General features: G+C 60.1%; 17 protein-coding genes. 3 read left to right on the top strand and 14 right to left on the bottom strand.

The genetic code is table 11. The features are described from left to right. Nucleotides 1–10 precede the first annotated feature (10 nt). The 3 genes from truA to pdxB all read right to left on the bottom strand — a co-directional run bounded on the left by truA (nucleotide 11) and on the right by pdxB (nucleotide 3,036). Nucleotides 11–823, bottom strand: coding sequence for a tRNA pseudouridine(38-40) synthase TruA (gene truA / locus ACLH1I_RS00950; RefSeq protein WP_198079922.1), 813 nt, complete (start codon nucleotides 821–823; stop codon nucleotides 11–13). Next, a complete protein-coding gene (locus tag ACLH1I_RS00945; RefSeq protein ID WP_004201776.1) occupies nucleotides 823–1,836 on the bottom strand; it encodes an aspartate-semialdehyde dehydrogenase in 1,014 nt (337 codons plus the stop codon). Before ACLH1I_RS00945 ends, truA begins: the two co-directional genes overlap by 1 nt. A gap of 63 nt (nucleotides 1,837–1,899) precedes the next feature. Then, a complete protein-coding gene (pdxB, locus tag ACLH1I_RS00940; protein WP_004201779.1) occupies nucleotides 1,900–3,036 on the bottom strand; it encodes a 4-phosphoerythronate dehydrogenase PdxB in 1,137 nt (378 codons plus the stop codon). Between the two features lie 110 nt (nucleotides 3,037–3,146). On the opposite strand from pdxB, the gene flk reads away from it, so the two are divergent. Next, nucleotides 3,147–4,124, top strand: coding sequence for a flagella biosynthesis regulator Flk (gene flk / locus ACLH1I_RS00935; protein WP_017899511.1), 978 nt, complete (start codon nucleotides 3,147–3,149; stop codon nucleotides 4,122–4,124). Between the two features lie 86 nt (nucleotides 4,125–4,210). Here flk and ACLH1I_RS00930 read toward each other — a convergent pair whose 3' ends face one another. Together ACLH1I_RS00930 and fabB are read right to left on the bottom strand one after the other, a co-directional pair. After that, a complete protein-coding gene (locus tag ACLH1I_RS00930) occupies nucleotides 4,211–5,386 on the bottom strand; it encodes an MFS transporter (RefSeq protein WP_023318791.1) in 1,176 nt (391 codons plus the stop codon). Between the two features lie 209 nt (nucleotides 5,387–5,595). Then, nucleotides 5,596–6,816, bottom strand: a complete 1,221-nt coding sequence (fabB, locus tag ACLH1I_RS00925; protein ID WP_002913291.1) for a beta-ketoacyl-ACP synthase I — start codon at nucleotides 6,814–6,816, stop codon at nucleotides 5,596–5,598. Nucleotides 6,817–6,974: 158 nt separating this feature from the next. Here fabB and mnmC point away from each other — a divergent pair, with 158 nt between their 5' ends. Then, nucleotides 6,975–8,963 (top strand): bifunctional tRNA (5-methylaminomethyl-2-thiouridine)(34)-methyltransferase MnmD/FAD-dependent 5-carboxymethylaminomethyl-2-thiouridine(34) oxidoreductase MnmC, encoded by a 1,989-nt coding sequence (gene mnmC / locus ACLH1I_RS00920; RefSeq protein WP_043520211.1) that lies wholly within the window; start codon nucleotides 6,975–6,977, stop codon nucleotides 8,961–8,963. A gap of 61 nt (nucleotides 8,964–9,024) precedes the next feature. Here the strand turns inward: mnmC and ACLH1I_RS00915 are convergent, their stop codons facing one another. The 6 genes from ACLH1I_RS00915 to prmB are packed head-to-tail and all read right to left on the bottom strand — an operon-like array spanning nucleotide 9,025 to nucleotide 13,582. Continuing rightward, the gene (locus ACLH1I_RS00915) at nucleotides 9,025–9,306 is read right to left on the bottom strand and encodes a YfcL family protein (protein WP_004201785.1); all 282 of its coding nucleotides are present in this window, start codon (nucleotides 9,304–9,306) and stop codon (nucleotides 9,025–9,027) included. Nucleotides 9,307–9,337: 31 nt separating this feature from the next. Then, a complete protein-coding gene (locus ACLH1I_RS00910) occupies nucleotides 9,338–9,886 on the bottom strand; it encodes an elongation factor P hydroxylase (protein ID WP_017899508.1) in 549 nt (182 codons plus the stop codon). Next, nucleotides 9,886–10,695, bottom strand: coding sequence for a sulfite exporter TauE/SafE family protein (locus ACLH1I_RS00905; protein ID WP_004201787.1), 810 nt, complete (start codon nucleotides 10,693–10,695; stop codon nucleotides 9,886–9,888). The genes ACLH1I_RS00910 and ACLH1I_RS00905 overlap by 1 nt, the downstream gene beginning before the upstream one ends. Continuing rightward, a complete protein-coding gene (gene mepA / locus ACLH1I_RS00900; RefSeq protein WP_004201788.1) occupies nucleotides 10,695–11,519 on the bottom strand; it encodes a penicillin-insensitive murein endopeptidase in 825 nt (274 codons plus the stop codon). The genes ACLH1I_RS00905 and mepA overlap by 1 nt, the downstream gene beginning before the upstream one ends. A 2-nt stretch (nucleotides 11,520–11,521) precedes the next feature. Next, nucleotides 11,522–12,607, bottom strand: coding sequence for a chorismate synthase (aroC, locus tag ACLH1I_RS00895; RefSeq protein WP_017899506.1), 1,086 nt, complete (start codon nucleotides 12,605–12,607; stop codon nucleotides 11,522–11,524). 42 nt (nucleotides 12,608–12,649) lie between these two features. Then, nucleotides 12,650–13,582: a 50S ribosomal protein L3 N(5)-glutamine methyltransferase gene (prmB, locus tag ACLH1I_RS00890; RefSeq protein WP_004201790.1), complete on the bottom strand. Its 933-nt coding sequence runs from the start codon at nucleotides 13,580–13,582 to the stop codon at nucleotides 12,650–12,652. 167 nt (nucleotides 13,583–13,749) lie between these two features. Between prmB and smrB the strand changes: the two genes are divergently transcribed. Further along, on the top strand, nucleotides 13,750–14,301 hold the full coding sequence (smrB, locus tag ACLH1I_RS00885) for an endonuclease SmrB (protein WP_004201792.1): 552 nt from the start codon (nucleotides 13,750–13,752) through the stop codon (nucleotides 14,299–14,301). 19 nt (nucleotides 14,302–14,320) lie between these two features. Here smrB and sixA read toward each other — a convergent pair whose 3' ends face one another. From sixA to fadI, 3 genes are all read right to left on the bottom strand, one after another. Next, nucleotides 14,321–14,806, bottom strand: a complete 486-nt coding sequence (gene sixA / locus ACLH1I_RS00880; RefSeq protein ID WP_004201794.1) for a phosphohistidine phosphatase SixA — start codon at nucleotides 14,804–14,806, stop codon at nucleotides 14,321–14,323. Nucleotides 14,807–15,015: 209 nt separating this feature from the next. Then, nucleotides 15,016–17,160, bottom strand: coding sequence for a fatty acid oxidation complex subunit alpha FadJ (gene fadJ, locus ACLH1I_RS00875; protein ID WP_411302668.1), 2,145 nt, complete (start codon nucleotides 17,158–17,160; stop codon nucleotides 15,016–15,018). Further along, nucleotides 17,160–18,470 (bottom strand): acetyl-CoA C-acyltransferase FadI, encoded by a 1,311-nt coding sequence (fadI, locus tag ACLH1I_RS00870; protein ID WP_151628829.1) that lies wholly within the window; start codon nucleotides 18,468–18,470, stop codon nucleotides 17,160–17,162. Before fadI ends, fadJ begins: the two co-directional genes overlap by 1 nt. Nucleotides 18,471–18,507 lie beyond the last annotated feature (37 nt).

Here is an 18,507-nt window from a genome sequence, read left to right as displayed (position 1 = left end):
AATGACCCTATTAGTCCGCCAGAAACAGCGGGCCCATTGGCAGCACCGGTAAATCATAATGGGCCGGGTAATCCACCGACACCAGATACAACCCTTCCGCTTTTGCCGTTGCCGCAGCGAGCGTCCTGTCTTTTGCTGCCAGCAGTTCTGCCATCCAGCTCTCCGGCTGGTTTCCGGCCCCGATTTCCATCAGGCTGCCCACAATATTCCTGACCATATGATGTACAAAGGCATTCGCTTTGATATCCACCACCACATAAGCGCCGTAGCGGGTAACGTTAATGTGCATCACGTTGCGCCACGGGGTTCGCGACTGGCACTGCACTGCGCGAAACGAGGTAAAGTCATTCTCCCCCAGCAGACACTGCGCGGCGCGCTGCATGCGCGCGGCGTCGAGCGACTGGTGAAAATGCGTGACGCCATGACTCAATACCGCCGGACGCAGGCGATGATTATAGATGACGTAACGATAGCGGCGCGCCGTGGCGCTGAACCGGGCATGAAAATCCGCCGGTACATGTTTGACCCAACGCACCGCGATGTCACCAGGTAAATTCGCATTTACCCCCAGCGTCCAGGCGGCATCTTTACGCTGCGCCCGGGTTTCGAAATGCACCACCTGGCCGGTGCCATGGACACCGGCGTCGGTGCGGCCGGCGCAAAAGACGGTAATCGGTTCGTTCGCCACCTGCGAGAGCGCCTTTTCCAGCTTCTCCTGCACGCTGCGCACTTCGTTTTGCCGCTGCCAGCCGTAATATTTGCTACCGTCGTACTCGATGCCCAGCGCGATTTTACAGACCGGCTGTTGCTCCATCTCAGACATCAGTACAGGTACTCCTCAATCAGCTTCTCGGCGATCTTCACCGCCATCAGCGCGCCGCCGAAGCGGACGTTATCCGCCACCGACCAGAACTGGACCTGCTCCGGCATGCCGTAGTCATTATGCACGCAGCCGATGGAGAGACGGGCGTTACCGGAGGCGTCGCCAACCTGAGTGGGGAATTCGCCCTCTTCAGACAGTTCGATCTCCTCGCCGCGGGTAAAGGCGTCACGCGCCTCTTCCGCCGCCAGCGGACGCATCGCTTCAAAGTTCACCATCTGCGCATGGCCGTAGAAGACCGGCGACTGGACGACGCTGGCGGAGATCATCAGCCCGTCATCCTGCAGAATTTTGCGCGCTTCATCGACGATACGGCGCTCTTCGCGCACGCTACCTTCACGATCCGGCAGCAGCGGCAGCATGTTGAACGCCAGCTGGCGGCCAAAGAAATCGTCTTCATCGATGGGGATGCCGTTCAACAGCTTGGCGCTCTGCCCTGCCAGCGCATCCACCGCTTTTTTCCCCTGCCCTGAGGCGGAGAGCAGGTTAGTGACGCTAATGCGCGACAGTCCACCCTGATCGATAAGCGGCTTGAGCGCCGTCAGCAGCTGGCTGGTCAGACTGTTGGGCACCGCAATCAGATTGCGGTTGCGGTAATCGCCTAACACAAACGGGTTCACGTCCGGCACCACCAGCGGTACGTCCGGCTCCAGCGCAAACAGGCCGCTGAGATCGATAACCAGACACCCGGCGTTTGTCGCATCTTCGACATACGCCGCACTGGCTTCTGCGCCTGCGGCAAAGAAAGCCAGCTGGGCCTGGGTCCAGTCAAACTCGGCGGCGTCCTTGACGATCACCGACTTGCCACCAAAACGCAGATGTTCGCCCGCGCTTTCATTGCGCGCCAGAGCAAAAATCTCCCCCACCGGGAACTGGCGTTCAGCAAGAGTTTCGAGCAGGGCTTCGCCTACGGCGCCCGTTGCGCCCAGTACGGCAATATTCCAGCCTTCAGACATGGTGGTTTACTCCAGAAATAAAGCGGCCCTGCCGGAGTATCCGGCAGGGGCATTAAGAAGACATTAACGAACAGGATGATGCACGGCGTTAAAACCGAGCTGGCGCAACAGGGCCGCCGCCTGCTCATCGCTGCACTGCACGTACAGCGAAGACCATTCGCGACGTTCCTGATAATTTTTACGCAGCTTGTCGAATTCACCGGCGACGCCCGCCACCTTCCGCAGCGGCGCATCATCGCGGCGCACATCATACACCAAATGAACCAGTCTTTTCAGCGTCGGCTGATCGAGCGGGCCATGCAGGGTGATGCGGCCAAACTCCGGGGCCGGCAACAGGGTATCCAGCGCCACCTGCTGCGGATGGCCGATAAAGGCGCTATAGGCTTCGAACACCTGCGTCGTCCCGCGCGCCTTCCCTTCAAGGGTATAGCCGGCGATATGCGCCGTGCCGATATCCACTCGCTTAAGAAGCTCTACGTTGAGATCCGGCTCCGGCTCCCAAACGTCCAGCACCACGCTTAGGGACTGACCGGCTTCCAGTCGTTTCAGCAACGCAGCGTTATCCACCACCGGCCCGCGGCAGGCGTTGATCAAAATCGTTCCGGGCTTCAGGCGGCTAATCAGCGCCTCATCCGCCAGATGCAGGGTTTTATATTGCCCTTCTTTATACAGCGGGGTATGGAAGGTGATGACATCAGCTTGCTGGACCAGATCGTCGAGGGAGCGGAAGTCGCCTTCGTCGCCGCGGTCGGCACGCGGGGGATCGCAAAGCAGGGTTTTGATACCCAACGCCTCCAGGCGCTTTTGCAGCCGCCCGCCGACGTTACCGACGCCGACGATCCCGACGGTGCGATCGCGCAGCGCGAAGCCGTCACGTTCAGCCAGCATCAGCAGCGCTGAAAAGACATACTCCACCACCGCGATGGCGTTGCAGCCGGGCGCCGCGGAGAAACCAATCCCCGCCTGCTGCAGCCACGCCTGATCGACATGATCGGTGCCTGCGGTCGCGGTGCCGACGAACCTGATGGCCTTGCCGGCAAGCAATGCTTCATTGACCCGGGTGACCGAGCGCACCATTAAGGCATCCGCATCGGTCAGGGCATCGGCCGGAACCGGGCGGCCCGGGATCGCCTGCACGTCGCCTAAACGGCTAAAAAGCTCACGGGCATAGGGCATATTTTCATCAACGAGGATTTTCACAGTTCAGTACCTGTCTGAGAACGAGAGTTAACCGGGGAAGTGTGCCATAATCTGGCCGCCAGGCATACTCATCACCTGGTTCCAGTACCGCGATATCGAAAGGATGAATCATGACGCACCCCCTTGCAGATATGCCAGACCGTCCTCCTGGGCGAGGCCCATCAGGCACTGCCGCCACCGGCGAACCTTCGCTTTCCATGCAGCAACGCACCGTCCTGGAGCGATTGATCACGCGCCTGGTGGCGCTGACCTCGCAGCAGAATGCGGAAGTGTGGGCCTGCGTCAAACATGATCTCGGACTAAAAGGCGACACGCCCCTGCTGGCCCGCCATTTCAGCGCCGCAGAGGCCAGTCTCAACCAGCGCTTAGCCGCCGCGCAGGACAATCATCATCATCGCCAGACCCTGGCGCAGCTCAGCGATCTGCTCGGCCAGGGCAATAACCGTCAGGCGGTGAGCGATTATATTCGTCAGCATTATGGGCAAACGGCGCTGCATGCCCTCAGCCAGACGCAACTGGAGCACATTCTGCATCTGCTGCAGCGTGGTCAGCTGTCTATCCCGCAGCCGCAGCAGCGCCCGCCGACCCTCCGCCCGCTGTTGCCAGCCGAGCACAACACGCTCAATCAGCTGGTGACGAAGCTGGCGGCCGCCACTGGCGAACCAAGCAAGCTGATTTGGCAGTCCATGCTGGAACTTTGCGGCGTCAAGTCCGGGGAGCTGATCCCGGCGACGCACTTCACGCCGCTTTCCTACTGGCTACAGGCGCGGCAGACCCTCAGCGCGCAAACCGCGCCGACGCTGACCTCGCTGCAGGGAGCGCTCAAGCAGCCGCTTGAGGCCGCAGAGTGGCAGAAGATTGTCGACTTTGCCCGTCGCAACTGGCAGGTTACGCCGCAGACCACGCTGAGCCCGGCGCAGATCCTGGCGCTGTTGAACAAGGTGTTTGTGCTGCGGGTAGCCCGCGCCCAGGAGACGCTGGCGATCCCGCAGGAGGAGCCCGTGACCAGGCGGACATGGGCCGCTAAGCCCTGGCAGCTGGCGCTGGGCGCGGTTGTCCTGCTCCTGGTGCTGTGGCTCCTGCTGTAGCCCAGCAGGCACAGGTGGCGTTCACGGCTCCCTTTCATGCCGAACGCCACGGTGTTGACTACAGCGGTTTCAGGCCGGACAACAACCTAGCGGCGAAATGAGATGAGGGTGACGAGGATCCCCAGCGCCGCGCAGAGGGCGCCGGCAAGAAATACCGACGAGTAGCCCAGCGAAGTGGCCAGTAGACCGGTCAGCGGCCCGGTCAGGCCATAAGAGATATCCTGAAAGGCCGCATAGCCGCCGAGCGCAGTGCCGCGCACCTGCGCCGGGACGCGCTTCACCACCTCCACGCCAAGCGACGGGAAAATAAGCGAACAGCCGCATCCGGTCAGCGCCGCGCCGGCCAGCGCTACCCAGACGCCCGACGCCAGCCCCAGCAGCGTCAGACCGACCGCCTCTATCAGCAGCGAGACCATCGCCACTTTAACGCCGCCAAACCGATCCGGCATCCAGCCGAACAGCACCCGCATCAGCACAAAAGCGCCGCCAAACGCCGTCAGGGTAAAGCCGGCCATCGGCCAGTGATGGCTGGCAAAATAGAGGGAGACGAAGGTGCCGATCACCGCAAAGCCGACGCCCTGCAGGCCCAGACCAATCCCCGGCCGCCAGATCATGCCGATGACGCTCCACAGTGAAGGCCGCTCGCCTCCGTGCGCCGCCACTTTGCGCACCGTCCCGTTGATGAGCCAGGCGACGAGCGGCAGTGCCATGGTGACGCAGGCGAGGACCGCCACGCCAAAATGGCTATATATTAACAATCCCAGCGGGGCGCCCACCGCCAGCGAACCGTACATCGCCATACCGTTCCATGACATCACTTTGCCGGAGCGGGCCGGACCCACCAGTCCCATCCCCCAGCTCAGGTTGCCGGTCAGCAGCTGGCTTTCGCCAAACCCGAGAATCAGGCGGCCCAGCAGCAACAGGCCCAGCTTCGCGAACACCGGCAGCGGCAGCAGCGCAGCGGCCAGCCAGGCCGCACCGGCCAGGGCGCAGGCCAGCATCCCCTGCAGGACGGAACGTTTGGCGCCGTACTGGTCTGCCAGACGCCCGGCGTAGCCGCGGGTCAGAACGGTGGCGAGGAACTGGATCCCCACCGCCACGCCGACCACAGTGTTACCAAATCCCAGCTCCTGATGGACAAATAGCGGGATCACCGGCAGCGGCAAACCGACGGTCATATAGGTCAAAAAGACGGCGAATGTAATGCGAAAAAGCGAAAAATTCGCGGAAGAATGAGATGTTGTTTCAGTGACTGCGGACATGCATTACTCCAGATTCGCAGAGTAAGGCGAGCAAAGCGACACGCCCCCTCCACCTGACTATCAGGGTTAAGGCGCGTTGGTTGACGTTAAACGCTTACGCATTAGTGGAGAGACTAATGGATTCGCCAGCAGTGTGCCTGCGGGACCTTACCCTGTCAAGATGACAAAAAAGGGGAGCCGGTGGCTCCCCTCAGTGCATCGCGTGCTGATTAGGCGTTGTATTTACGCATCACCAGCGTGGCGTTGGTGCCGCCGAAGCCGAAGCTGTTGGACATCACGGTGGTCAGCTTAGCGTCAGTCGGTTTGGTGACGATGTTCAGGCCGGCTGCCTGCTCGTCCAGCTCTTCGACGTTGATGCTCGGCGCGATAAAGCCGTGCTCCAGCATCAGCAGGGAGTAGATAGCTTCCTGTACGCCCGCCGCGCCCAGCGAGTGGCCGGTCATCGCTTTGGTCGCCGAGATAGCCGGGCTGTTATCGCCGAACACTTCGCGGATCGCGCCCAGCTCTTTCACGTCGCCGACCGGCGTGGAGGTGCCGTGAGAGTTCAGGTAGTCGATCGGGGTATCCACGCCGTGCATCGCCATCTGCATACAGCGCACTGCGCCTTCACCCGATGGAGCTACCATGTCTGCGCCATCGGAGGTTGCGCCATAGCCGACGATTTCGGCATAGATGTGCGCGCCGCGCGCCAGAGCATGTTCCAGCTCTTCCACCACGACCATACCGCCGCCGCCGGCGATAACGAAGCCGTCACGGTTGGCGTCATAGGTGCGGGAGGCTTTTTCTGGAGTGTCGTTGTATTTGGTGGACAGCGCGCCCATGGCGTCGAACTCGCAGGCCATTTCCCAGCACAGTTCTTCGCCGCCGCCGGCAAAGACGATATCCTGTTTGCCCAGCTGAATCTGCTCTACCGCATTACCGATGCAGTGTGCGGAAGTGGCGCAGGCGGAGCTGATGGAGTAGTTAACGCCGTGGATTTTAAACGGCGTGGCGAGGCAGGCGGAAACGCCGGAAGCCATCGCTTTGGTGACCACATACGGACCCACGGCTTTCAGACCACGCGGGCTACGCATGGCATCAGCGCCGAAGACCTGGAATTTCGGGGAGCCGCCGCCGGAGCCTGCGATCAGGCCGACACGCGGGTTATTCTGGTATGCTTCCGGCGCCAGACCTGCGTCGGCAACGGCCTGTTCCATGGACAGGTAAGCATAGATGGAGGCGTCGCTCATGAAGCGCACTACTTTGCGGTCAATGAGGCCAGTGGTATCCAGTTTAACGTTGCCCCATACGTGGCTGCGCATCCCTGAATCTTTAAGCTCCTGAGAGAAAGTGATCCCTGAACGTCCTTCACGCAGAGATGCCAGGACTTCCTGCTGGTTATTACCGATGCTGGAAACGATGCCCAAGCCAGTAATCACTGCACGTTTCATTAAATACCTCTGTAAGTCGCACTATTTTAAGTTTCGTGTCGCACAATAGCGTACACTTGTACGCCGAACAAGTCCGATCAGACATTTTGTGTATAAATTTGCGCCCTCAGGCACACATCGCTAAGATCGCGCTACGCCTTGTGATTCGAGTAACTTACGTGAAACAAAACGCTATACAACCCGCCAACCTGGAATTCAATGCTGAGGGTACACCTGTTTCCCGAGATTTCGACGATGTTTACTTTTCCAATGACAACGGTCTGGAAGAGACGCGCTACGTCTTTCTCGGCGGAAATCGCCTGCCGGAGCGCTTCTCCAGCCACCCTCGCCCGCTGTTGATCGTCGCGGAGAGCGGCTTCGGCACCGGGCTCAATTTCCTCACCCTCTGGCAGGCGTTTGACGTTTTTGTTCGCGATAACCCGGACGTTACCCTGCAAAGGTTACATTTCATCAGTTTTGAGAAATATCCGCTGAAGGCGGAAGATCTCCGCCTGGCGCACCAGCGCTGGCCAGAGCTGGCCCCATGGGCAGAACAGCTGCAGGCGCAATGGCCTTCGGCCTTCGCCGGGTGCCATCGTCTGCTGCTCGACGGCGGACGGGTGACGCTCGATCTGTGGTTTGGCGATATCAACGAGCTGACCAGAGAGCTGGATGATTCGCTGAATCAGCAGGTGGACGCCTGGTTTCTCGACGGCTTTGCCCCGGCGAAAAATCCCGACATGTGGACCCAGGATCTGTTCAATGCCATGGCGCGCCTGGCGCGTCCCGGCGGAACGCTGGCCACTTTTACCTCCGCCGGTTTTGTCCGCCGCGGCCTGCAGGAAGCCGGATTTACCCTGCGTAAAACCAAGGGCTTCGGCCGCAAACGGGAGATGCTGACCGGCGAGATGGCGCAAACGCTGGCCTTTCCGGCGCGCGCGCCCTGGTTCGCCCGCCGAGGCAGCGAGGCCCGCGAAGCGGCCATCGTCGGCGGCGGTATCGCCAGCGCCCTGCTCTCCCTGGCGCTGCTGCGTCGCGGCTGGCAGGTGACCCTCTACTGCGCGGACGACGCCCCGGCGCAGGGCGCCTCCGGTAATCGCCAGGGCGCGCTCTACCCGCTGTTAAGCCAGCACGATCCGGCGCTGGCGCGCTTTTTCCCGGCCGCCTTTACCTTCGCCCGCCGCACCTACGACGCGCTGCCGGTGCTGTTCGATCATCAATGGTGCGGGGTCACCCAGCTTGGCTGGGATGAAAAAAGCGCGCACAAAATCGCCCAGATGCTGGCCCTGGAGTTGCCCCCTGATATCGCCTGCGCGGTGACGGCGGATCAGGCCGCGGAGCTGACCGGCGTCGAGACCGGCTGCGGCGGCATAACCTATCCGGCCGGCGGTTGGCTGTGTCCACAGCAGCTCACCGCCGAGCTGCTGGCGCTGGCGGCAACTCGCGGTCTGCACGTGCATTATGGTTATCAGGTCGAGACGCTGAGTGCAGAAGGCGATGGCTGGCTGCTCAACCACCAGCGCTATCATCAGGCGGTCGTGCTGGCCAACGGCCACCGCATCGCGGATTTTGCGCAAACCGCGCCGTTGCCCGTCTATCCCGTGGGTGGCCAGGTCAGCCATATACCCACCACCCCGCGGCTTTCCGCCTTGCGCCAGGTGCTGTGCTACGATGGCTACCTGACGCCGCAGAATCCGCAAAACCAGCAGCATTGTATTGGCGCCAGCTACCATCGCGGCAAAACCGACACCACCTTCAGCGAAGAAGATCAGCAGCACAACCGGCAACGGCTGATCGACTGCTTCCCGGGCGCGGAGTGGCCGCAGGACGTGGATATCAGCGCCAGTGACGCCCGCTGCGGCGTGCGCTGCGCCACCCGCGATCATCTGCCGATGGTCGGCAACGTCCCGGACTATGCGGCGACATTGACGCAATACGCCGACCTCCACGAACGGCAGGATAGCGCCGGTAGCGCGCCGGTCTTTCATAACCTGTTTATGCTTGGCGCCCTCGGATCGCGAGGCATTTGCACCGCGCCGTTAAGCGCTGAGATACTGGCGGCGCAGATGAGCGCTGAACCACTGCCGCTGGATAGCGACACCCTGGCGGCGCTGAATCCGAATCGGCTATGGGTGAGAAAACTGCTGAAGGGAAAAGCGGTGAAATAAAACCATGAGGGCAGGCAATTTCCCGGGTACGGCTGACGCCTGACCCGGGCTACAACATGGCTCAGGCCTGATTTTTTGCCTGCAGATACAGGTTTTCCCACATGCCCTGCACCAGAATTTGGTCCGGCGGCGACAGCTCGCCAGCGCCGATGGCTTTCTCCAGGCTATGGCTGACTTTGCTGTGTACCGCTTCAGCTGAATGCTCGCCCTCACCTTCCAGCTCTGCCACCGCCAGCGTCAGGTGGCCGCGCAGATAACCGCCGGCAAACAGTTCATCATCACTGGCGTGGTCTACCATGTTGTCAATCAGCGCCAGAATGCGTGATTCAAACTCCGCGATCATCGTCTTACCTCTTGTCATGTAATGTGTGGCCTTAGTGCAGGTCTTCCGGCCACGGAAAGTGTTCTGCCGTCAATGGCGGCGTTTGATAATAGTGTTGTAGTGCGCGAATAAGCCGCGCCGGACGTTCGGGGATCCCTTGTTCAAGCAGAGTCATCACCTGGGCATGTACCCGGCGCTGAAAGGCGATGCGATCGGGTTCGACGTCACCTTCCAGATTGTCACAGCTGACGTTAAACGGAAATCCCGCCGCCACGCAGAACAGCCACTCCAGGGCCTGCGGTTTCACCTCGACGTCCTCAAACTGGCTTTGGGTCATTGCATCGCGACCGTCCGGGCAGTACCAGTAGCCGAAATCCACCAGCTCGCGGCGGGCTTTGCCGGCGATACACCAGTGGGAGATCTCGTGCAGGGCGCTGGCAAAAAAACCGTGCGCGAAGACGATACGGTGATATGGCGTGCCATCGTCTGCCGGAAGGTAGATCGGCTCATCGTCGCCTTTCACCAGGCGAGTATTAAAATCTGCGGCAAAGCAGCTATCGAAGAGATCGATCAGCTGCTGATAATGGTGTTGCTGTTGCATTAATGAATTCCCAACCACTGCAAAATCTCCGCCCCGTGGCTGTCGTAGAGAAGCTTCGCGCTCATCACCGCCGAGACGATAACGATCATCGGTCGGATCAGCGATTGCCCTTTACTCAGCACCAGCCGGGAGCCGGCGCGGGCGCCAATAAATTGTCCGGCCATCATCACAAAGCCGGTGGCCCAGATAACCTTCCCGCCGATAATAAACAGCAGCAGGCCGCCGACGTTCGAGGTGGCGTTGAGCAGTTTGGCGTGGGCCGTCGACTTCGCCAGGTTAAACCCGGCGAGGGTGACAAACGCCAGCGCATAAAACGAACCGGCGCCGGGGCCGAAAAAACCGTCGTAAAACCCGACGCTGCCGCCAGCGACCAGCGCAAACGGCAGACCGTAGAGCCGACGCTGCCGGTCCGCTTCGCCCAGTTTCGGCATCAGCAGAAAATAGAGACCGATGCCGATCACCAGCAACGGCAGGATCTGCTTAAGAATATCGGACTGCACGTGCTGGACCAGCAGCGCGCCGGCGGTTGAACCGATAAAGGTCATCAGAATATTCAGCTTCTGATCGGCGAGATTAACCACCTTGCGCCGGACAAAGTAGAGGGTCGCCGACAGCGATCCGCCGCAGGCCTGCAGCTTATTGGTCGCCAGCGCCTGGGCCGGCGGCATGCCTGCCGCCATAAGCGCCGGCACGGTCAGTAAGCCCCCGCCCCCGGCCAGTGAATCAATAAAACCGGCCAGGATGGCGACAAAAAAAAGCACCACCAGCACCAGCGGCGATACGGAAAACAACTCGATAAAACTATCCATTACAGCACATGCTCATCCAGTAGCGCCTGGCAGGAAGGCGGCAACGGCGGCGGCGTCTTCTTCACAGGTGGGGTAGACCCGGGTTTAGGTGGCTCGAACCAGCTCTGCAGCTCCGCTCCGCAGCCATCGCCGGCCGGCGGTGGCGCCTGATCTTCGCACTCCAGGCTGCCTGCCGGGCAGCGCAGACGGACGTGCATATGGGCGCGATGCTGGAACCAGGGACGAACTTTGCGCAGCCACTGGCGGTCGCTTCCCGCGTCCAGGCACAGCTGCTGTTTAATCGCCGGGTTGACGAAGATGCGGGTCACCTCGCTATCTTCCGCCGCCAGCTTGATCAGCTGGCTGATTTGCGGACTCCACAGCGACGGTACCACGCGTTTGCCATCGCTGGCGACCAGATCCAGGGCCTGCGGCTTCAGCAGCTGGGACGATGTCCAGCGCGTCTGCGGCAGCTGGAGGAAGATATCGACATCGAGGCCCGTCTGATGGCTGGCGTGGCCGCCGTTAAAACGGCCGCCTGCCGGCATCCCCATGTCGCCAATTAGCACGGTCCCCATGCCTTTATTGTGCACCTGATTGCTCAGGCGCTGAATAAACTGAATCAGATCCGGATGACCGAAGTAGCGCCGCTGATCGGTACGCATCACCTGATAGCCGACAGCGTTCAGCGGCAGCGCCTCGGCGCCAACGATACAGCCATTGGAGAACGCGCCAATCGACTGCGCGCTGCCGCCGATTGGCTGGGATATCTTCTGCCATGGCGTGGCGGCCAGGCTGCCGGCGCTGGCCAGCAGCGCCAACAGGGCGATAACGGTGTTTTTCATGGTTACCAGCGTGGAATTGTCGTCGTCACGTCGCCATTCTGCGCGCGCTGACGCATAAAATGATCCATTAAAACGATCGCCAGCATGGCCTCAGCGATCGGTACGGCGCGAATGCCGACGCACGGATCGTGACGCCCTTTGGTGATCATCTCCACCTCTTCGCCAAAGCGGTTAATGGTATGACCGGGAACGGTAATACTGGAGGTCGGCTTCAGCGCGATGTTGGCAACGATCTGCTGACCGCTGCTGATGCCGCCAAGAATGCCGCCGGCGTGGTTGCTCTGGAATCCGGCTTTGGTGATCTCATCGCGGTTTTCGCTGCCGCGCAGCTTCACCACCTCGAAGCCGTCGCCAATCTCCACGCCTTTCACGGCGTTGATGCTCATCAGCGCATGGGCGATATCGGCGTCAAGGCGGTCAAAGACCGGCTCGCCAAGGCCCGGCGGTACGCCGTCGGCGACGACGGTAACTTTGGCGCCAATGGAGTCGCCCTCTTTTTTCAGACCGCGCATCAGTTCATCGAGAGCGTCGATTTTCTCCGGATCCGGGCAGAAGAAGGGATTCTGTTCAACCTGTTCCCAGTCCTTAATGGCCAGCGGAATGTCGCCCATCTGCGTCAGGCAACCGCGAATGACGATGCCGAACTTCGCGGCGAGGAATTTTTTGGCAATCGCCCCGGCCGCCACGCGCATCGCGGTTTCGCGGGCGGAGGAGCGACCGCCGCCACGATAGTCGCGTAGACCATACTTTTGTTCGTAGGTGTAATCCGCATGGCCAGGACGGAACAGATCTTTGATCGCGCCGTAATCCTGCGAACGCTGATCGGTGTTCTCAATCAGCAGCCCGATACTGGTCCCGGTGGTGACGCCTTCGAAGACGCCGGAGAGGATTTTGACCTGATCCGGCTCGCGACGCTGCGTGGTGTAACGCGAGGTGCCCGGGCGACGACGATCGAGGTCGTGCTGCAGATCGGCTTCGGTCAGCGGAATGCCCGGCGGCACACCATCAACGATGCAGCCAAGCGCCAGGCCGTGCGACTCGCCGAAGGTGGTGACGCGAAAGAGTTGTCCAATTGTATTTCCTGCCATCACGGCTCCATTATTTGTCGTTATGTTGGCGTGTTGTTTTTTTTAGTCTTTATAAATACCGAAGTGCGCGCGAGCGTCAATCAGCTGCTGTTTGGTCAGCATAAAGACGCCGTCGCCGCCGTTATCAAACTCAAGCCAGGTAAACGGCACGTCCGGATACTGCTCCATCAGATGTACCATGCTGTTACCGACTTCACAAATCAGAATGCCGTCGTCGCTGAGATAATCCGGCGCATTGCCGAGGATGCGGCGCGTCAGCTTCAGGCCATCGCTTCCGGAGGCCAGACCCAGAACCGGCTCATGCTCATACTCTTCCGGCAGGTCGGCCATGTCCTCTTCATCGACATACGGCGGATTAGTGACGATCAGATCGTACTGTAGCTTCGGCAGATCGCGAAACAGGTCGGAACGGATCGGGGTCACGTGATGGATCAGGCCATGGGATTCCACGTTGTGCTCGGCGACGGCCAGCGCGTCCGGGGAGATATCCACGGCGTCGACTTCGGCTTCCGGGAAGGCATAGGCGCAGGCGATGGCGATGCAGCCGCTGCCGGTGCACATATCAAGGATATGCTGCGGCTTATGGTTAATTAGACCGGCAAACTGGTTATTGATCAGTTCGCCGATCGGGGAGCGCGGCACCAGCACCCGCTCATCAACGAAAAACTCATGGCCGCAGAACCACGCTTTGTTGGTCAGATAGGCGACGGGAATACGCTCGTTCACGCGGCGAATCACCCGCTCTACAATGCGGTGTTTCTCGCTGGAGGTCAGGCGCGCAGTGCGCATATCTTCCGGGATATCCAGCGGCAGATACAGTGAAGGCAGCACCAGCTGTACCGCCTCGTCCCACGGGTTGTCAGTCCCGTGACCGTACCAGATATTAGCAGCGCTGAAACGGCTTACCGCCCAGCGCAGCATGTCCTGAATGGTATGCAGCTCATTGACTGCCTCATCAACAAAAATTTTATCCACGACATCCTCCAGGGCACACTCTGCTATAAATTCGGCGGCTAGTGTGCCATGAAGACGGCGATAAATCAGCATTCTTGCGTAGGGTGGCGGGGGAAAAAACAGGTTTTCCTTGCCCGAAGGGATATTGAGTCGGGTAAACTAGCGCAAAGTATTAATGAGAGCGGACAATGAAAAAGAAGACATCGCTTAGCGAGGAGGATCAGGCGCTGTTCCGTCAGCTGATGACCGGCACGCGGAAGATCAAACAGGACACCATCGTGCACCGCCCGCAGCGCAAGAAAATCACCGAGGTTGCCCCTAAGCGTCTGTTGCAGGAACAGGCCGACAACAGCCACTATTTTTCCGATGAGTTTCAGCCGCTACTGAATACCGAAGGCTCGACGAAATATGTCCGCGCCGACGTCAGCCATTTTGAGCTGAAAAAGCTGCGCCGTGGGGATTATTCGCCGGAACTGTTTCTCGATTTGCATGGGCTCACCCAGCAGCAGGCCAAACAGGAACTGGGCGCGCTGATTGCCGCCTGCCGCCGCGAGCATGTGTTTTGCGCCTGCGTGATGCACGGGCACGGCAAGCACATTCTCAAACAGCAAACCCCGCTGTGGCTGGCGCAGCATCCACACATCATGGCTTTTCATCAGGCGCCAAAAGAGTACGGCGGTGACGCCGCACTGCTGATTCTGATTGAGGTCGAGGAGTGGCAACCACCGGAGCTGCCTTGACGGCGTGCTCCGGGGGCCATCAGATGGCGTTGGCCATTTTGAGGTTGCAGGGGCTTTTCTGCCAGAGGTATTCACCCTTGCCGTCGGCGTCCAGATTGACGCAGGCGATAGCCGAGGTGGTGAACATCGGGGGCGTTTCCCCCGGGCACAGCTCTGAGACGAGGTACCCCACCAGCGGCAGGTGGGAGACGACCAGCGCCGTCGCCACGCCTTCATTTGCCAGCGCCTGCAGATAGGCGCTCACCATACCTACATCGCCGCACGGCGTGAGTTCCGGCATCACGTCGACATGTTTCGGCAGGTTCATGCACTCCCCAACAATATCCAGCGTCTGTTCCGCACGCAGATAGGGACTGACAAGAACGCGCTCAATATCCACTTTTTGACCTTTCAGCCAGGTTGCCATCTGACGAGACTCATCACAACCGCATACGGTTAATGGACGAACCGAGTCGCTGGCTGCATCGAGGGCAGCGTCGCCGTGACGCATAATAAAAACTTGCATATTGCACCGCTTTTGTTAACCAGAAGCACCGAAGTTTAGCCTGCGAAGACAATACGCAGGCAACCCGGTGGCCGGGCATTGTGCCTGATCCATTCAACGAATGAAACGCTGTTTTTTACCTCAATGGCGTAAGTATAGTCAATGATTGTTTACAAAACAGCCAATCAACAGCGTCATCCGCAGCCGGATTTACCTTCTTTGACCACAACTTAGGTCAGCCGTTCATCCGCTGGCCAAAAGGTGGTCCCCTGTTCGGCCATGCGTAACAAAGTGTCACAGGGTGTAAAACGTGGGCCGTACTGGGCGGCCAGGCGCTGCAGGATCGCGGCAACTTCACCCGCGCCGATAGTATCCATATACCGGAACGGGCCGCCAAGAAATGGCGGAAACCCTATACCAAATACGGCGCCGATATCACCATCGCGCGCGCTACGGATGATCTGCTCATCAAAGCAGCGCGCCGCCTCGTTAAGCATCAGCATCACACAGCGCTCAGCCACCTGCTGCGCGGACAACCGCGACTGCGGGCGGTCGATGCCCAGCAGCGGATAGACTGCCGGGTCGGGCCGTTTTTTGCTTTTACGCCCTTTTATCTCATAAAGATAGAAACCACGATTATTTTTTCTACCTTTGCGATCGTCCTTCAAAATCGCGTCAATGATGTTTGCAGGCGGGCTAAAACGTTCTCCAAAGGCATTCTCCAGTACGGGAATAATTTTGGTGCCGGTATCGATACCCACCTCATCCAGCAGTTGAACCGGTCCCACCGGAAAACCGAATTTCACCAGGGCCTTATCAATCACCTCAACCGGTTCTCCCTCCACCAGCAGACGCATCGCTTCATTTATATACGGCGCGAGAATGCGGTTCACATAGAAGCCCGCTTTGTCCGCCACGACGATCGGCGTTTTTCCCTGACGTTTAGCCAGTTGCACCACCGTGGCAATGGTCTGCGGATCGGTTCCCTTATGCGGGATCACCTCAACCAGCGGCATTTTCTCCACCGGACTGAAAAAGTGCAGGCCGACCACCCGCTCAGGGTGGCTGGCATGGGCGGCTATATCGCCTATTGGTAACGACGACGTATTCGAGGCAAAGATAGTCTGCGGCCCGCCGTTTTGCTCCACTTCACTGACCATCCGCTGTTTCAGCGCCAGGTCTTCGAATACCGCCTCAATCACCACGTCGCGATGGGCAAAGCCCTGATAGTCGGTAGTGCCGGTGATCAGCGCCAGCTGACGATCGCGCTCGCTGGGGCGCAGTCGGCGCTGGCGAACCTGTTTGTTCAGCAGATCCCAGCTGTACTTTAAGGCGTGGTTGATCCCGCTCGGCTGAATATCTTTAATTCGCACCGGCAGTCCGCCTTTACAGGCGGTCACATAGGCGATCCCCCCGCCCATCAGGCCGCCGCCCAGTACTGCAACGCTTCTCAGCGGAGCGGGTTCCGCCTCAGCGCCACGGTCTTTTTTCAGATCGGTACTGGCAAAGAAGATCGATCGCAGCGCCTGCGACTGCGGGGTCATCGCCAGTTCGCCAAACGCGCGGGCCTCTTCGGCGTAACCGCTGCTGCAGCCGTGGGCCAGACCATTCTCGACGACCTGCAAAATTCGCTTCACCGCCGGGTAGTTGCCCTGGGTCTTGCGCTGCGTTTGCTTGCCGGCGTACTGAAATAACAGATGGCGACCGAGGGGGCCCGCCAGCACGCGTTCGCGAACCGGCACCTCGCGGCTGGTCGGACGTCCCTTCAGCGCCAGCTCCACCGCCGCCTGCAGTAAAATTGTCTGCGGCACCACCTCGTCCACCAGACCGGCCTTCAGCGCCTGGCGCGGCCGTAATTGCCTGCCGGTGAGCATCATATCCAGCGCCGTGCTGACGCCGATTAGCCGCGGTAAACGCTGCGTCCCACCGGAACCCGGCAGCAGACCAAGCTGTACCTCCGGCAACCCGAGTCGGGTTTTTTCATCATCGCTACAGATGCGGCCATGGCAGGCCAGCGCCAGCTCCAGTCCGCCGCCCAGACAGGCGCCATGGATGGCGGCAATGACCGGAATCGACAAGCCATGGATTTCGGCCATAATCTGCTGCCCCTGGCGCGCCAGCGCTTCCGCCTCCTGCGCGCTGCGGCAGCGGGCAATCATGTTGATGTCTGCGCCGGCGATAAAGTTATCGGCTTTGGCGGAGATAAATACCACGCCGCGCACCGACTTATCGTCGCGTATCTGGCGTATCAGTCCCCGCACCTGATTGCCGAACTCGGCCTTCAGGGTATTCATTTTTTCACCCGGAGCATCAATGGTGATCACCGCGATTTTGTCCGCACGGACCTCAAGCTTAAAAGCGGAAACAGTATCCATTATTCAGCCTCCACAATCATCGCCGCGCCCAGACCGCCTGCCGCGCAGGCCGTCACCAGACCAAATCCCCCTCCCCGTCGCCGCAGCTCATGCAGCGTCTGGGTGATCATCCGCGCGCCGGTGGCGGCAAAGGGGTGACCGTAGGCGATAGAGCCGCCGAGGACGTTAAATTTACTCTCATCCACCTCACCGGTGGCCTGCGCGCGGCCCAGCACCTCGCGGGAAAAGCGGTCGCTTGCCAGACACTGGAGATTGGCCAGCGTCTGCGCGGCGAAAGCTTCGTGCATATCGATAAGCGTGAGATCCGCCAGCGTCAGGCCAGCGCGCTCCAGCGCCAGCGGCGTGGACCATGCGGGCCCCAGCAGCATATTCTGCCAGACATCGATGGCGGTAAAGGCATAGCTGCGCAGATAACCCAACGGCGTCAGACCCAGCTCTTTGGCCCGCGACTCGGTCATCAGGATCACCGCCGCCGCGCCATCCGTGAGCGGCGTGCTGTTGGCGGCGGTAACGGTGCCATGTTTACGGTCGAAGGCCGGACGTAACTTTTGGTAATCCGCGAGGGTTGAATTTTTACGGATATTGTTATCCTGCTCCAGCGGTTCGCGGAAGGGAGAAGCATAGGCGGTCATCACCTCTGCGGACAGCTTGCCCTCCTCCCAGGCTTTCGCTGCCAGCTGGTGTGAACGATGTGCCAGCGCATCCTGTTGTTCCCGGGTGATCCCCCAGCTTTTCGCCATCTGCTCGGCGGTATCGCCCATCCGTAAGCCGGTTGAATATTCAGCAACCGCCGGGGGAACCGGCAGCAGGTCGCGCGGCCGCAGGCGGGAAAACAGCTTCAGTTTCTGGCTCAGCGTGCGGGCTTTGTTCGCATCTACCAGCGCGCGGGCCAGCGTTTTGCTGACGCCGATAGGCAACACAGAGGAGGAGTCGGCACCGCCGGCGATACCGGCGCGGATGGTGCCGGCCATCAGGCTTTCGGCGACATTCGCCACGGCCTGGAAGCTGGTGGCGCAGGCGCGACTGACGCTGTAAGCGTCGGTGTGCACGCTCATTCCGGTACCGAGCACAATTTCCCGGGCGATATTCGGCGCCTCCGGCATCTGCACGACCTGACCAAAGACCAGTTGCTCAATGGCTTGCGCAGGAATGTCGCTGCGCGCCAGCATTTCGCCAACCACCATTTTTCCTAAATCAACGGCGGGAATGCCATGAAATGCCGTCGCCTGACGCGCAAACGGCGTGCGTAACCCTGTGACAATGGCAATGCGATCGCCCTGCCGGGTGATAAGCGGTAATGCCTGACTCATAACTCTCCCCTGTTAACCAAGACAAACAAGTGGTCTG

Origin of the sequence: Klebsiella sp. 1SOBk10mer, assembly GCF_046602535.1 — a bacterium.
Classification (GTDB): Bacteria; Pseudomonadota; Gammaproteobacteria; order Enterobacterales; family Enterobacteriaceae; genus Klebsiella; species Klebsiella quasipneumoniae.
The sequence above is the reverse complement of the archived record's forward strand: the minus strand, read 5'-3'. Positions and strand labels throughout refer to the sequence as shown.